The organism is Nocardioides sp. GCM10030259, assembly GCF_042666375.1.
In the GTDB taxonomy this organism is placed as follows: domain Bacteria; phylum Actinomycetota; class Actinomycetes; order Propionibacteriales; family Nocardioidaceae; genus Nocardioides.
Map to the genome: position 1 here is coordinate 150,339 of NZ_JBHTDF010000026.1, position 14,748 is coordinate 165,086.

Genomic DNA, 14,748 nt, shown 5'->3' on the forward strand with positions numbered 1-14,748 from the left:
GGGTACCTTGTCGCCATGACCGCCGTCCTCGAGCGCCCCGTGACCACACCCGGCGGGCTCACGCTCGAGCAGGTCGACCTGCTGGGCGCCGAGCTCGACCGGATCCGACAGGACGTGCTCGACTCACGCGGCGCCCGCGACGCGGCGTACATCCGCCGGCTCGTCCGCGTGCAACGGCTGCTGGAGCTCGGCAGCCGCGCCGTGCTGATGGGCAGCCGCAACAAGGTCGCCTGGGTCGCCGGCACCGCCGGCCTCGCGCTGGCGAAGGTGCTCGACAACATGGAGATCGGGCACAACGTGCTCCACGGGCAGTGGGACTGGATGCGCGACCCCAAGATCCACTCGAGCACGTGGGAGTGGGACCACACCACCCCGGCCGCGCAGTGGAAGCGCGCCCACAACGAGACCCACCACACGTACACGAACATCCTCGGCAAGGACAACGACCTCGGCTACGGCATCATGCGCGTCGACGAGGCGCAGGAGTGGCAGCCCCGCTACCTCGTCCAGCCGGCGTGGAACTTCGTGACCGCCTGCATCTTCGAGTACGGCATCACCATGTTCGACCTCGACCTCGGCGACCACCTCCGCGACAAGCGGCAGATGACCGCGGAGAAGAAGGCCGAGGTGAAGACCGCGCTCGCCAAGGTACGCCGCCAGCTCGCCAAGGACTTCGTCGTCTACCCGGCGCTCGCCGGGCCGGCATGGCGCTCGACCCTGGCCGCCAACGCGACCGCCAACCTGCTGCGCAACCTGTGGAGCCACTCCGTCATCATGTGCGGCCACTTCCCCGAGGGCGTCGCGACCTTCGAGCAGGAGCAGCTGGACGAGAACGAGACCCGCGGCCACTGGTACCTGCGGCAGATGCTCGGCTCGGCGAACATCTCCGGCTCCCGGCTGCTGCACACGCTGACCGGCAACCTCTCCCACCAGATCGAGCACCACATCTTCCCGGACCTGCCGAGCAACCGCTACATGGAGATCGCCCCGCGGGTCCGGCAGGTCTTCAACAAGTTCGACCTGCCCTACAACTCCCGGCCTCTGGTGCAACAGGTCGCGAGCGCCTGGCACAAGGTGGTGCGGCTCTCGCTGCCCAACGGCTGGATGGCCGAGACCAACCGCCGCAACCTGCTGCCGCAGCTGCGCCGGCTGGCCATCGCGACCCGCCAGCCGAAGGCACTCCCGGCTGCTAGCTGACCAGCCGCTCCAGCAGATGCTCGAGCTGCCGGGCCGGGTCGGCGGTCACGCCGCCGTGGACCGGTCCCGGCTGGATCACCGTGCTGCGCGGCGCCTTCAGGAAGCCGAACCGCTGGCTCAGCGACGCTCCAGCCGCTGCTCCCCCGCGCTCGTCACCCGCGCAGACGCCCTCGACGAACGCGAGCGCCTCGCACACCTGGTCGAGGTCGAGCCCGGGGTCCAGAGCGCCCAGCCGGTCGCGGTCGACGTGCCACGCCACCTGGAGGAAGTCGGTGGCCTGGCAGTAGACGACCACGCCGACGTTGACGAACTCCTCACGGTCCACGCGAGGCACGCAGCGGAGCACGACGTACTGGTAGGCGAGCTTGCTCATCGCGCCGCCACCTCGGTCGAGGGCAGCCACTGGCGGGTCCCGAGGCGGGCGGTCAGGAACGCGACGTACGCCGCGCGCACGGCCTCCGCGGTCTCGGCGCCGGGCACCGGCTCCAGCCACTCGTCGGGGACCTCGGCGACCACCTCGCGGAACGCCTGCTCGTCCAGGAGCGTGCCGACCTCGGCGTCGACCTGCGGGAGGTCGGCGGCGTGCCGGAGCAGGACGTGATCCTCGGGGTTCCACGGCTGACGGGCGAACCGCGCCGGATCGGTCACGCCGCCGCTCCACGCGTGGTGGAAGTAGAGCGAGGCGCCGTGGTCGATCACCCAGACGTCGCCGTGCCACACCAGCAGGTTCGGGTTGCGCCACGAGCGGTCGACGTTGGCCGTGAACGCGTCGAGCCAGAGCACGCGGGCACCGACGCCGTCGCCGGCGGGGAGGTCCCCGTCGTACCCGAACGCGCCGGGCAGGAAGTCGATGCCGAGGTTGAGGCCGGCGCTGGCGTTGAGCAGGTCCTGCACCTCCTCGTCGGCCTCGTAGCGCGCGATCGCCGGGTCGAGGTCGAGCGCGACGAGCCGCGGCGTGCGCAGCCCGATGCGGCGGGCGAGCTCGCCGACGATGACCTCGGCGACCAGCACCCGCAGGCCCTGGCCGGCGCCGCGGAACTTGCAGACGTAGGTGCCCAGGTCGTCGCCCTCGACAATGCCGGGCAGGCTGCCGCCCTCGCGGAGCGGGGTCACGTAGCGGGTGACGCCGACGGTGGGGATCACGAGGCCCCATCCTCGTGCACCAGGCGTGCACGCTCGGCATCGACGTCGAAGTCGGCGGTCGGCCAGTGCAGCGCCATCCCGCGCAGCGACTCGAGGAGCAGCTGCCCCACGGCCAGGTTGCGAAGCCACTTCCGGTCGCTCGGCACGACGTGCCACGGGGCGCACTCGGTGTTGGTCCGCTCGAGCGCGACGGCGTACGCCGCCTGGTAGTCGTCCCACTTCGCGCGGGCGTCGAGGTCGGCCGGGTTGTACTTCCAGTGCTTCTCGGGGTTGTCGAGTCGGGCGAGGAGCCGCTCTCCCTGGGTGTCGCGGGAGATGTGCAGCATGCACTTGAGGACGACGGTCCCGTCGTCGACCAGCTCGCGCTCGAACGCGTTGATCTCGTCGTACCGCCGCTCGATCTCCTCGGGCTCCGCGAGCGCATTGACCCGGCCGATCAGGACGTCCTCGTAGTGCGACCGGTCGAAGACGCCGAGGTATCCCGGCGCCGGCAGCGCCCGGCGGATCCGCCAGAGGAAGTCGTGGCTGAGCTCGTCTTCGGTCGGCTTCTTGAAGGATGTGATGCGCACGCCCTGCGGATCGACGAGCCCGACCGTGTGCTTGAGCGTGCCGCCCTTGCCGGACGTGTCCATCCCCTGCAACACCAGCAGCAGGCGGCGCCGAGACCCCGCCGCCACGCCCTCGGCGAACAACCGCTCCTGCAGGTCCGCCAGCTCCTCGCCCATCGCGAACAGCGCCGCCTTCGCCTCGTCCTTGTCGCCGTCGAAGCCGGGCGCCGCGTCGGTAGGGATCTCGTCGAGCCGTACCGGACCCGACGGCAGCCGAAGGTGGTGGGTGCTCATCGCCCGATCATCCCAGCACGCGGCGTACGTCGAGGGAGCAGCCGACGACCGTGTCGACCGTCCCGTCCTCCTGCGGCTCGTCGAACCAGACGCCCTCGACGAAGCCCGCCTTCGCGAGCATCCGCAGCGACGGGGAGTTGCGGTGGTCGGGCGCCGCGAAGAACGTCGTCGCGTCCGGGAACCGGCGCTGGGTGCGGAGCATCCAGGCCCAGAGGACCCGCACGCCCAGGCCACGGTGGCTCCACTCCTCGGCGAGCGCGTAGTCGACGCCGACGGCGTCGGGGTCGGGCCCGAGCACGGCGTACTCCGGGTAGTCGCCGATGCGGTAGTCCTGCACGAACCCCACCGACCGGCCGTTGACCTCCGCGACCCACATCCGGGTCGGGCTCATCCCGTCGATCCGGGGCCCGTAGCGCTCCTCGATCCGCTCCCGGGTCGGCTCGCCCTCCGATGCCCACCAGCGGGCCACGTGCTCGGACTGCCGCCACCGCACCAGGTCAGTCAGGTCGCCCTGGGTCATCGCTCGCACGAAGACCCGGGTGTCGTGGTCGACCACGAACTCCTTGACGTGGCCGGACAGGTCGCGGGGTACCGGATCGGCATGCATGCTGGCACAGGTGCGCCGGGCCGCATCCGCCCACGACTCCCCCGGCCGCACGACGCCACTGAGGTCGCGGCCGCGATCGTGCACCACCACGCGCTCCGACACCCGAGCATTCTGACCGTTCTGTCCGGCCGTCGCACGCCGAACGGCGTGCTCGGCGTCGCCGCCGTCACGGCCGCGGTGGTCGTGCTCACCGGCTGTGGCGACACCCAGCGCGACCCGGTGGTCGAGACCGCGAGCGGCTTCTACGCCGCGCTGGCCGCAGGTGACAGCGCCGCGGCCTGTGCGGCGCTCGCGCCACGGACCCGCAGCGCGGTCGAGCAGTCCGCGCAGAAGCCCTGCGAGCAGGCCATCCTCGAGGAGGACATCCCCGGCCTCGGGGACGCACCCGACCCCGACGAGGTGTCGACGTTCGGCACCAGCGCGCAGGTGCGGTGGGCCGGCGAGACGACGTTCCTGTCCCGCTTCCGCACGGGGTGGCGCGTGGTCGCGGCCGGCTGCGTACCCGAGCCGGAGGTGTACGACTGCCAGGTGGAGGCGGGCTGATGCGCCTGATGTACGTCACCTACCTGACGCTGATCTGCCTCGGACTCGTGTTCTTCCTGGTCACGTCGCTGGGGCACGCGTGATGTCCGCCCCGCGTCGCCTCCGCACGTTCCTGCGGGAGAACTCCCTCAGCCTGTTCTTCCTCGTGCTCTTCCTCGTGAGCCTGGTCGGGCAGGCCTTCGCAGGATGGAAGCAGTTCAATTCGATGCAGGTCGCTGAGGGCCTCGGCACCGTGCCCCTCGACCGCTACCTGCTGTCCGCGAACTTCGCCGTCGACGTCACCGAGAACTGGCAGAGCGAGTACCTGCAGTTCCTCACGTACCTGATGGCCACCGTCTGGCTGCTGCAGAAGGGCTCGCCGGAGTCCAAGCCCCTCGACATGGCCGGCCGCGAGACCCAGGAGGAGCAGCGGATCGGCGAGCACTCACGCTCCGACTCGCCCCGCTGGGCGAGGCACAGCGGCGGACTGCGGCTGCGGCTCTACTCCTCGTCGCTGCTGCTGGTCATGGGCGGGATCTTCCTCGCGTCGTGGCTGATGCAGTCGATCGGCGGATGGGCGACGTACAACGAGTCACGCCTGCAACAGCTCCAGGACCCCATCCCGTGGACGAGCTATCTCGTCAACGCCGACTTCTGGTCCCGCACTTTGCAGAACTGGCAGTCGGAGTTCCTCGCCGTCGGGTCCATGGCCGTGCTCGCCATCTACCTGCGCCAGCGGGGCTCCTCGCAGAGCAAGCCGGTCGGGATGGCGCACGACGTGACCGGCATCGAGGGCTGACCCGTCAGGGCGTACGACGCACCAGCGGCGGCTCGGCCGACCACGGGAAGTCGATCCACCGCTCGGTGTGCCGCCAGACGTACTCCGGGTGGATCACCGTCCACGGCTTCTGGTAGATCACGGCGGTCCGGGCCTCGGCGACATGGTCGGCGCAGAAGTCCCGCACGACCTCGAGCGTCTTGCCGGTGTCCGCCACGTCGTCGGCGATCAGCACCTTGAGGCCGGTCAGGTCGACCACGTCGGGGGTCGGCGGCAGCATGATCGGGACGTCGAGGCGCTCGTCGACGCCGGTGTAGAACTCGACGTTGACCGCGGAGAGGTTCTTGACGTCGAGCGCGTAGCCCAGCCCCATGCCCAGACCGAGGCCGCCGCGGGCGATCGAGAGCACCAGGTCGGGCTCGTAGCCGCTGTCGACCACCTGCTGAGCGAGCTCGCGCACCGCCGTGCCGAACAGGTCGTAGGTCAGGATCTCCCGCTCGGGCACCGCGTCAGTCGTCACCGGAGCATTCTCGCCCAGCCTCGGCCAGCTCGTCGCGGACGACCGCGAACGCCAGCCCGGAGCCGTAGCCCTTGCGGGCCAGCATGCCGACCAGGCGCCGGGTGGCGGTCGCGTCGTCGACCCGGCTGAGCGAGCGCAGCTTCTTCCGCACGAGCGCGCGGGCGGCCTGCTCCTCGTCGGCCGGGTCGATCTCGTCGAGCGCCTCGCGGGCGACCTCGTCGTCCACGCCCTTGCGGCGCAGCTCCTGGGCCAGCGCGCGCTTCGCCAGACCCTTGCCTCCCCCGGGTCCAGCCGAGCGCCGGCTCGCGATCCAGGAGCGGGCGAAGGCCTCGTCGTCGACCAGCCCGACCTCCTCGAACCGGTCGAGCAGGCGGACCGCGATGTCGTCGGGCACGTTCTTCCTCGCCAGCTTCTCGGCGAGCTCCTTGCGGCTGCGCGCCTGCCCGGTCAGCTGGTCGAGCAGGATCTTGCGGGCCACCGACTCGGCGTCCGCCTCGGGCACCTGGGCGGCGGTGTCCTCGGGAGGCGACGTCTTCGGGGTGGACGCGCCCGGACCCGACCCACGCCGGGTCCACGCGTCCACGCCCGTCGAGACGTCACCGAGCCACTCGGGCGGTGGCCTGTCCTCGTCGAGGGTCATCTCGTGCCTCCGTGGTGGTTTCGAGACGGTTGCAGAGCAACCTCCTCAACCACCGTGTCCGGTGGTTGAGGAAGGCGCCCTGGCGCCTGTCGCGAACCCGCGGCGTCCGGTGGTTGAGGAAGGCGCCCCGGCGCCTGTCGCGAACCCGCGGTGTCCGGTGGTTGAGGAAGGCGCCCCGGCGCCTGTCGCGAACCCGCGGCGTCCGGTGGTTGAGGAAGGCGCCCCGGCGCCTGTCTCGAACCCGCGGTGTCCGGTGGTTGAGGAAGGCGCCCCGGCGCCTGCCGCGAACCCGCGGTGTCCGGTGGTTGAGGAACGCGCCCTGGCGCCTGCCGCGAACCCGCGGTGTCCGGTGGTTGAGGAAGGCGCCCTGGCGCCTGTCTCGAAACCACCGGTCAGAAGGAGTCGACGCCGATCGGCTCGTCGGAGAGAGGAGCCTCCTGGTCGACCTGCGGGCCGACGCCGAGCTTCTCGAGGATCTTCTTCTCCAGCTCGTTGGCGAGGTCGGGGTTGTCCTTGAGGAACTTGCGGGAGTTCTCCTTGCCCTGGCCGAGCTGGTCGCCCTCGTAGGTGTACCAGGCGCCCGCCTTGCGGACGAGACCCGCCTCGACGCCGACGTCGATCAGGCCGCCCTCGCGGCTGATGCCCTTGCCGTACATGATGTCGAACTCGGCCTGCTTGAACGGCGGGGCGACCTTGTTCTTGACGACCTTGACGCGGGTCCGGTTGCCGACCATGTCGGTGCCGTCCTTGAGCGTCTCGATGCGGCGCACGTCGAGGCGGACCGAGGAGTAGAACTTCAGCGCCCGGCCACCGGTCGTGGTCTCGGGCGAGCCGAACATGACGCCGATCTTCTCGCGCAGCTGGTTGATGAAGATCGCGGTGGTGCCGGAGTTGTTGAGGGCACCGGTCATCTTGCGCAGCGCCTGGCTCATCAGTCGGGCCTGGAGACCGACGTGGCTGTCACCCATCTCGCCCTCGATCTCGGCGCGCGGCACGAGCGCGGCCACCGAGTCGATGACGATCAGCGAGAGCGCGCCGGAGCGGACCAGCATGTCCGCGATCTCGAGCGCCTGCTCACCGGAGTCGGGCTGGGAGACCAGCAGCGCGTCGGTGTCGACGCCGAGGGCCTTCGCGTACTCCGGGTCGAGCGCGTGCTCGGCGTCGATGAACGCCACGATGCCGCCGGCGGCCTGGGCGCTGGCCACCGCGTGCAGGGCGACCGTCGTCTTACCGGACGACTCAGGACCGTAGATCTCGACCACGCGGCCGCGCGGCAGGCCACCGAGGCCGAGCGCGACGTCGAGCGCGATCGATCCGGTCGGGATGATCTCGAGGGGTGCGCGGGTCTCGTCGCCCAGGCGCATGACCGAGCCCTTGCCGAACTGCTTCTCGATGTTGAGCAGCGCAGCGTCGAGGGCCTTCTCGCGGTCTCCACCAGCCATGTTCTTCGTCCTTGTCTGTCGTCGGGTTCCAGGCACATCGGCGACGCTACGGCGAGCCACCGACATCGCCTGGTCAGCGCTGTCGACACCTGTGGAGAACCTCGCCCGCGTCGTGCCTGTGGAGACAAACTAGCCCGAACACCTGTTCGATGCCGGCATTGGGCGCGGCGTGTTGCGGGTCGACGCGACCATCACGGGACCTCGTAGGTGAGCTCGATGCCGTCGGCCCAGGTGGAGCAGGTGCATCCGTCCGGGTCCGGGAGTCCTTCGATGCTGCGCGTCAGCAGGGCGCCGAGCCGCTCGAGGTTCGCGCGGAACAGCGCGAAGACCTCCTCCTGGCCGACCCCCTCGCCGCCCTCGGTGCCGGCGTCCATGTCGGTCACCAGCGCGATCGCGGCGTAGCACATGCGCATCTCGCGGGCGAGCGCCGCCTCGGCCGCGCCGGTCATGTTGACCAGCGCCCAGCCCTGGTCGGCGTAGTGGCGCGACTCCGCGCGCGTGGAGAAGCGCGGGCCCTCGATGACGACCATCGCTCCCCCGACCTTCACCTGCGGGTCGGCGGCGGCGACCGCGGCCGAGACGTGCGGGCAGTACGGGTCGGCGAACGGGAGGTGGACGGCTCCGCGCTCGACGTACGACGGGACCCGCCGGAACGTCCGGTCGACGAGCTGGTCGGGCACGACCACGTCGCCGGGCGCCACCGCGTCACCCAGGCCGCCGACGGCGCACGGCGCGAGCACCTGGCGTACGCCGAGCGCGCGCAGCGCCCAGAGGTTGGCGCGGTACGGGATGTCGTGCGGCGGGTGCTCGTGGTGCGGCCCGTGCCGCGGGAGGAACGCCACCCGACGACCGGCCAGCGTGCCGACCGCGACGGGCGCCGACGGCGGGCCGTACGGCGTCTCGACCTGGTGCTCGTCGTGGTCCTCGAGGAACGAGTAGAAGCCGGTGCCGCCGATCACGGCGACGTCAGCGATGCCCATGCGGGTCAGACTGCCACCCGCGTGGTGGCCCGCGCGCCGAGCCCGCCGACCGCCACCAGTGCGACGAGACCGATCGAGCAGACCGCCAGCTCGGGGTAGCCCCACGCGCCGACGACCACGCCGGCCAGTCCGCCCGCGCCCGCCGCCGTCAGGCCCATCACCAGGTCGGCGGCGCCCTGCACGTCGGTGCGCGCGTCGAGCGGCGCGTGCTGCGCGATCAGCGTCGAGGACGCCACCGTCGCGAAGGACCAGCCGACGCCGAGCAGGAAGAGGCCGGCGAACATCTGCCACGACGACCCCTCCGGCGCACTCGCGCACAGCACCATCGCCACGAGCAGCAGCCCGGCGCCCTCCATGAGGACCGTGGACCGGCCGGTGCGGTCGGCGAGCATGCCCACCAGCGGCGAGAACGCGAACATGCCCAGGACGTGCAGACTGATGACGAGGCCGATCACCCGCAGCTCCGCGTGGCCGTGCTCCATGTGGAGCGGCGTCATCACCATCACGCCCACCATCGCGGCGTGGGCGCACGCCATGCCGAGCACGGCGAACCCGAGCACCGGCCGCTCGCGGGATGCGGCGACCGCACGCGACCAGGCCGTGCCGGACGGCGGCTCGGGCGGCACGCCCGCGGCCTCGCGGGCGAGCAGCAGCGGGTCGGGCCGCAGCAGCGTGAGGACGACCAGCGCGGCGGCCAGCATGCCGATGCTGCCCAGCGCGAACGGCCCGGTCAGCTCGGGGATGCCGACCGCGTCGGCGAACGCGCCGGACGGACCGGTCAGGTTGGGGCCCGCGACCGCGCCGATCGTGGTCGCCCAGACGACCGTCGAGAGCGCGCGGCCCTTGTGGGCGTCTTCGGCGAGGTCGGTCGCGGCGTACCGCGCCCCGCTGTTCGCCGCCGTGGTCGCCCCCAGCAGCACCGCGCCGACCATCAGCACCAGCATCGACTCCAGCACCCCGGCCAGCACGGCGAGCACGGCGCCGCTGGCGCCGATCAGGTAGCCGGCGCCGAGGCCGACCCGCCGGCCACGGCTCGCCATCACGCGGGCGAGGAGGTACGCCGCGACCGCGGCGCCGAGCACCTGCGCCGTCTGGGCGAGCCCGGCGAGGCTCTCCGAGCCCGACAGGTCGCGCGCGAGAAGCGACGCGGTGGCGATGCCGATCGTGATGCCGATGGCGCCGACGGCCTGGGCGATCACCAGCGTGCGGATCGTGCGCCGCTGCACGATCGCGAGGTCCGGGAGGGTGCGAGCCGGCGTGCTCACTTCTCGCTGCTCACTTCTTGGCGGCCGGCAGCTCGAGGGTTCGCCAGACGGCGAGCCAGACCTCCTTCGGGGAGACGCCGGCCTGCAGCGCCTCGGACGCCGTACGGCCGTCGAGCTCGCGCATCACGATGCTGTCGGCCCAGGACCGGGCGTACGCCGGCCCGAGCGCATCGTCCATGCGCGCCCAGAACTCCGTGTGCCTCATGCGCGCTCGGCCCGGACGTCGAGCCACGGCTCGCCGGTCTTCGCACTGCGGCCGCGGCGCACCTCCGTGACCCGCCATCCGGCCTCGCCGAGCGCCTCGCGCAGCGCGGGCTCGCGCCAGAAGACGAAGCGGCGCGGCGCCGAGACGTTCCCGTGCTGCGACCAGCCCTCGCCGTCGCCCTCCTTCAGCGTCAGCACCAGCGGCCCGCCGGCGCGGGTGACCGCGGCGAGACGGGCGAGGAGCCGCGGCAGGTCGGACCGGTCGACGTGCAGCAGGCACGCGTTGGCCCAGACCCCGTCGTACGGCGTGCCCGGCCGCGCCGGGTCGTCGAGGTCGTCGGTGAGCGGGTCGAGCAGGTCGGCGTGGTGACCGTCGGCGCGCAGCATCTCGACGAACGCCGGCGCGACGTCGGTGCGCCGGACGCCGAGGCCCGCGGCCTCGAGGGCCGCCGCGTCGCGACCGCTCGCGCTGCCGATCTCGAGGACCCGACCATCGCGAGCCGCGGCCGCCATGAAGGCGATGTTCTCCGCCACCTCGTCGGGGATCGTGCGCGTGCTGGCGGCGTACGCCGCCGCGTGCCCGTCGTACGCCGAGATCGTCGCGCGCTTCACCGCGTCGCGGACGTCCCACTCGTGGTGGACGAGGTCGTGCAGGTGGTAGAGCCCGATGGTCTCGATCGTGAACTCGCTGCCGTTGCTGCGGAAGCCCCGGCGGCCCCACGCACCGGGCGGCACCGACTCGTAGCGCTCGGCGACCCGCTCGGCCGCGTCGAGCAGCTCCGTCGCGACTGTGGCCGGGTCCTGCTCGGCGTACCGCTCCTCGACCGCGGTCTCGTCCTGGTCCCAGTTGGGGAAGCGCGGGTCGTCCTCGTCGAGCATCAGCCCGACGCGGACGTCGAAGATGCGGTGCACGTCGCGGACGTGGCAGGCGTACTCGAGCGGCGACCACGTGGTCGGGTCGGGCCGCACCGCGGCGTCGACGAGCGTGAGCACGGCCCCCCAGGTCGTCGCGTTGTCGCGGATGACCGCCGGGATCCGGTCGACGGTCAGGGTCGAGGCGTCGAACCCGCACTCCGGACAGGGCTCCCGCAGCACCCACGTCCAGTCCTTCGTGTCGGGGGCGATCGTCTCGGCGCTCATGGGGCCCATCCTCCCAGCCGGCACGGACGGCCGTCGCCGGATATCCGGACAGCCGCCGGGAAGATGGTGCCAGCGGCTGCGATCGTCGAGTCAGGCGTACCGGAACGTCCGCGCGTGTGCGCGGGCGAACCGCCCGCGGGTGACCAGCCAGACCAGCCGGAACATCCGCCCGCCGGGCTGGGCGAGGATCCGGTCGAGCGCCGTGCGCGGGACGCCGTACGCCGCCCACGGGACGATCCGGACGACCTTGCCGAAGCCGACGTCCTTGCCGGCGTGCTCCTCCTCGACGCGGGCCCAGTCCTCGACGGTCATCAGCCGCTGGATGATCGCGATCGCGTCGGTCTCCTCGTGGGCGAGGTGCCGACGGAGCGACTCGCGGGCGGCGATGACGCGTACGGCGAGCGCCGCACGGACGTCCTCGTCGGCCCGCTGACCGGATCCCTGGTCGGATCCCTGGTTGGATCCCTGGGCGAGCCGCCGGAACCCGGCGGCGCACCCCTCGAGGAGCGGGTCGAGCTCGCCGTGCTCCGCCTCCATGGCGTGGAGGACGGCGACGTCGGCGTCGGTGCCGAGCCGCTCGAGCTCCGGCCAGATGCCGACGTCCTCGACCGTGTGGTGCTCGTGGAGCACGTCGGCGAACAGCTCCCAGCGCTCGGCCAGCAGCGCCCACGTCGCCCGGTCGTCCGCCGGCGTGTTGCGCACGGCGGCGGCGAACAGGTCCAGGTCACGCCGGAAGGCGTGGTGCATCAGGTACATCATCTGCATGTCGATCGGCCCCTCCGGGGCCGCGACCTGGCCCGGCAGCCGGAGCTGCCGGGGCCAGGTGCTGCTCGTCGTGGCCATCTCAGGCACCGACCTTCTGGCCGTCGGAGGCCGACTCGGCCTCGTCCAGCTCGGCCCAGATCTCCTCGTCGTCGTGCTCCTCGGCCTTGATCGTGGGAAGCAGGCGGTCGAGCCACGCGGGCAGCCACCAGTTCCACTTGCCGAGCAGGGTCATCGTGGCGGGGACGAGCACCATCCGGACGACGGTGGCGTCGAGGATGATCGCGACCGCCATGCCGAGGCCGAGCTGCTTGACGACCGTGTCGGCCTCGGTCGAGAAGCCGAGGAAGACGACGACCATGATCGCCGCGGCCGACGAGATCACCCGGCCGGTGGCGGCCAGGCCGCGCTCGACGCTGGCGGTGGCGTCACCGGTGCGCAGCCAGAACTCGCGGATCCGCGAGAGCAGGAAGACCTCGTAGTCCATCGACAGGCCGAAGAGGATCGCGAAGTTGAGGATCGGGATCCAGCTCGACACGGCGACCGCGTGGTCGATGCCGAGCAGGCTGCCGCCCCAGCCCCACTGGAACACGGCGGTGAGGACGCCGTACGACGCGGTGATCGACAGCAGGTTCATCACGGCGGCCTTCACGGGGACGACCACCGAGCGGAACATCATCGCCAGCAGCAGCACCGACACCGAGACCACGAACCCGACGACCAGCCACAGCCGCTCGGAGAGCATCCCGGAGATGTCGGCGAAGAGCGGGGTCGTGCCGGTCACCTCGACGCCCTCCGGCAGGTCGTCGCGCAGGGCGGTGACCAGGTCGGAGGTCCGCTCGTCGGCCGGGCCGTACGACGGCTGGGCGTCGAACACGGCGAGTGCGCCGTCGGGGGTCGTCACCGGCGTGGTGACGTCCACGATGCCGGCGTGGTCGGCGATCCGGTCCGCCACGGCGTCCGCGTCGGCGCGGGTGGTGTCGACGACGATCGTGAACGGGCCGTTGGCGCCGGGACCGAACTCGCCGTCGATGAGGTCGTAGGCCTGCCGCTGCGACGTGTCGGGGCTCGCGCTGCTGCCGTCCTGCGGCCAGGTGCGCATGCCGAGCACGGGGGCGGCGAGGACGAGCAGGAACACCAGCGCGGCGAGCGCGAACGCGATCGGACGCTTCACGACCCGGGCTGCCCAGCGCGCGGTCAGCGGCGTCTTCTGCACGCGGGAGGCCCGGCCCTTCCGGACCTTGCGCGGCGTCAGCCGACGGCCGGCCAGCCCGCACAACGCCGGCACGAGGGTGAGTGCTGCGGCGAGGACGGAGACGACGGCGATCGCGGTCGCGTAGCCGAAGGTGGAGTACACGGGCAGACCGCCGAGGCGGAGACCCATCAGGGAGATCAGCACGGTGAGGGAGGCGAACACGACCGACCGTCCGGCCGTCGCCATCGCGCGACCGGCCGCCTCGCGCTTGTCGAAGCCCTGGCCGAGGAACTCCACGTGGCGCGTGACGATCAGCAGCGCGTAGTCGATGCCGACGCCGAGCCCGACCATGGTCGCGACGGTCGGCGCCGCGGTGGAGACGTCCATCGTCGCCGCGAGCAGCGTCACGCCGGCGGAGCCGACGGCGAGGCCGAGCAGGGCGACGGCCAGGGGGAGGCCGGCCGCCACGACGGAGCCGAAGGCGACGATCAGCAGCGCCAGCGCGGCGATCACGCCGACCAGCTCGCCGGTGCCCTTCATCTGCGACTCGGCGCCACCGGGGAGCTCACCGCCGAGCTCGGCCTGGAGGCCGGCGTCGCGCAGCGGCTCGATGGCGTCCTCGAGCGGCTCGTAGCCGCTCTTGCCGACGAGATCCGGGTCGGTGACCGGTACGTCGTACGCCACCACCATCAGCGCGGTGTCGGTGTCGGCGGAGATCCGCGGCGGGCTCACCGAGGTGACGTGGTCGAGGCCGCTCAGCCGCTGGTAGAGCCCGTCCAGGTCGGCGGACTGGAGGGGGTCGCCCTCGCGGTCGTGGACGACGACCTGCGCGGTGGCGCCGCCGCCGTCGGGGACGTGGGCCCGGAGCTGGTCGACGCCGACCTGGGCGCGGGCGTCCGGAATGTCGTAGTCGTCGCGCGTCGTGCCCCCGAAGGCGTTCGCGAGCCCGAAGGCGACGACGAGCACCACGAACCAGGCGGAGATCGTCCGCCAGGGGTGGGCCGCGGTACTGGAGCCGAGGCGGTGGAGGATGCGAGACACGGTGGTTGCTCCCGTCGGAGGTGATCTGGTGCCCCGACTCTGACCCCGACCACTTGGGGTCGACTGGGAGCTGGCTTGAGGTGTCGGTAGCGTGTGCCGCGACATGACCGACACCGAGATCCAGCTGATGGCCGCGATCATCGCCGGCTTCGTGCTCCTCGCGCTCAGCGTGGGTGCGTTCGCGACCCACCGCTCGCGCCTCGGCGTGACCCTGCTGGTGCTCGCCGCCGTCGCGACCGTGGTCTCCTACCCGCTGATCACGAAGGTCGCGCGCGACCAGGACGACGCCACCCGTGAGGCCATCGAGCAGAAGTACGGCATCGACGTCGAGGACTGGGGCCCTCCGCTGGGTGACGCGACGGTGTGGGTGATCGACGGCGAGCAGCAGTCCTGCGAGCACATCGACCTCTCCGACCGCGACGACCCGGTCCTCGAGTGCGTTCCGCTCGCGGTCGACGACGTCCCGTGAG

17 protein-coding genes are annotated in these 14,748 nt (G+C 71.9%); 4 read left to right on the forward strand and 13 right to left on the reverse strand.

The annotated features are described in order from the left end of the window. Window positions 1-15 precede the first annotated feature (15 nt). Complete coding sequence (locus ACFQQI_RS24305) at window positions 16-1,197, forward strand: fatty acid desaturase family protein (protein ID WP_378569197.1); 1,182 nt, start codon at window positions 16-18, stop codon at window positions 1,195-1,197. Here ACFQQI_RS24305 and ACFQQI_RS24310 read toward each other — a convergent pair. From ACFQQI_RS24310 to ACFQQI_RS24325, 4 genes are read right to left on the reverse strand one after another with little or no spacing between them, the layout of a single operon-like run. Beyond that, on the reverse strand, window positions 1,190-1,570 hold the full coding sequence (locus ACFQQI_RS24310; RefSeq protein ID WP_378569198.1) for a DUF3037 domain-containing protein: 381 nt from the start codon (window positions 1,568-1,570) through the stop codon (window positions 1,190-1,192). The genes ACFQQI_RS24305 and ACFQQI_RS24310 overlap by 8 nt on opposite strands. Next, on the reverse strand, window positions 1,567-2,340 hold the full coding sequence (locus ACFQQI_RS24315; protein WP_378569199.1) for a HipA family kinase: 774 nt from the start codon (window positions 2,338-2,340) through the stop codon (window positions 1,567-1,569). Before ACFQQI_RS24315 ends, ACFQQI_RS24310 begins: the two co-directional genes overlap by 4 nt. Next, a complete protein-coding gene (locus ACFQQI_RS24320; protein ID WP_378569200.1) occupies window positions 2,337-3,182 on the reverse strand; it encodes a PPK2 family polyphosphate kinase in 846 nt (281 codons plus the stop codon). Before ACFQQI_RS24320 ends, ACFQQI_RS24315 begins: the two co-directional genes overlap by 4 nt. Window positions 3,183-3,189: 7 nt before the next feature. After that, window positions 3,190-3,789 carry a GNAT family N-acetyltransferase gene (locus ACFQQI_RS24325; protein WP_378569201.1) on the reverse strand — a complete coding sequence of 200 codons (600 nt, stop codon included), beginning with the start codon at window positions 3,787-3,789 and terminating at the stop codon, window positions 3,190-3,192. On the opposite strand from ACFQQI_RS24325, the gene ACFQQI_RS24330 reads away from it, so the two are divergent. Further along, window positions 3,784-4,332 carry a hypothetical protein gene (locus ACFQQI_RS24330; protein WP_378569202.1) on the forward strand — a complete coding sequence of 183 codons (549 nt, stop codon included), beginning with the start codon at window positions 3,784-3,786 and terminating at the stop codon, window positions 4,330-4,332. The two genes, ACFQQI_RS24325 and ACFQQI_RS24330, sit on opposite strands and share 6 nt — an antisense overlap. 82 nt (window positions 4,333-4,414) lie before the next feature. Then, window positions 4,415-5,110 carry a DUF6766 family protein gene (locus ACFQQI_RS24335; RefSeq protein ID WP_378569203.1) on the forward strand — a complete coding sequence of 232 codons (696 nt, stop codon included), beginning with the start codon at window positions 4,415-4,417 and terminating at the stop codon, window positions 5,108-5,110. 4 nt (window positions 5,111-5,114) lie between these two features. On the opposite strand, the gene ACFQQI_RS24340 is transcribed toward ACFQQI_RS24335, so the two are convergent. From ACFQQI_RS24340 to ACFQQI_RS24380, 9 genes are all read right to left on the reverse strand, one after another. After that, window positions 5,115-5,609, reverse strand: coding sequence for a phosphoribosyltransferase (locus ACFQQI_RS24340; RefSeq protein ID WP_378569204.1), 495 nt, complete (start codon window positions 5,607-5,609; stop codon window positions 5,115-5,117). Next, window positions 5,599-6,249 (reverse strand): regulatory protein RecX, encoded by a 651-nt coding sequence (locus ACFQQI_RS24345; RefSeq protein ID WP_378569205.1) that lies wholly within the window; start codon window positions 6,247-6,249, stop codon window positions 5,599-5,601. The genes ACFQQI_RS24340 and ACFQQI_RS24345 overlap by 11 nt, the downstream gene beginning before the upstream one ends. A 392-nt stretch (window positions 6,250-6,641) precedes the next feature. Then, a complete protein-coding gene (recA, locus tag ACFQQI_RS24350; protein ID WP_378569206.1) occupies window positions 6,642-7,691 on the reverse strand; it encodes a recombinase RecA in 1,050 nt (349 codons plus the stop codon). 191 nt (window positions 7,692-7,882) lie between these two features. After that, the gene (locus ACFQQI_RS24355) at window positions 7,883-8,671 is read right to left on the reverse strand and encodes an S-methyl-5'-thioadenosine phosphorylase (protein WP_378569207.1); all 789 of its coding nucleotides are present in this window, start codon (window positions 8,669-8,671) and stop codon (window positions 7,883-7,885) included. A 5-nt stretch (window positions 8,672-8,676) separates the two neighbouring features. Next, window positions 8,677-9,936 (reverse strand): MFS transporter, encoded by a 1,260-nt coding sequence (locus ACFQQI_RS24360; protein ID WP_378569208.1) that lies wholly within the window; start codon window positions 9,934-9,936, stop codon window positions 8,677-8,679. Between the two features lie 10 nt (window positions 9,937-9,946). Next, entirely contained in the window at window positions 9,947-10,141 is a 195-nt protein-coding gene (locus ACFQQI_RS24365) for a DUF3046 domain-containing protein (protein WP_378569209.1), read from the reverse strand. After that, a complete protein-coding gene (locus tag ACFQQI_RS24370) occupies window positions 10,138-11,280 on the reverse strand; it encodes a methyltransferase domain-containing protein (protein WP_378569210.1) in 1,143 nt (380 codons plus the stop codon). Before ACFQQI_RS24370 ends, ACFQQI_RS24365 begins: the two co-directional genes overlap by 4 nt. A 90-nt stretch (window positions 11,281-11,370) precedes the next feature. Beyond that, window positions 11,371-12,123 (reverse strand): hemerythrin domain-containing protein, encoded by a 753-nt coding sequence (locus ACFQQI_RS24375; protein WP_378569211.1) that lies wholly within the window; start codon window positions 12,121-12,123, stop codon window positions 11,371-11,373. Window position 12,124: 1 nt separating this feature from the next. Then, the gene (locus ACFQQI_RS24380; protein WP_378569212.1) at window positions 12,125-14,278 is read right to left on the reverse strand and encodes an MMPL family transporter; all 2,154 of its coding nucleotides are present in this window, start codon (window positions 14,276-14,278) and stop codon (window positions 12,125-12,127) included. Window positions 14,279-14,381: 103 nt separating this feature from the next. Between ACFQQI_RS24380 and ACFQQI_RS24385 the strand changes: the two genes are divergently transcribed. Then, window positions 14,382-14,747: a hypothetical protein gene (locus ACFQQI_RS24385; RefSeq protein WP_378569213.1), complete on the forward strand. Its 366-nt coding sequence runs from the start codon at window positions 14,382-14,384 to the stop codon at window positions 14,745-14,747. Window position 14,748: the final 1 nt, after the last annotated feature.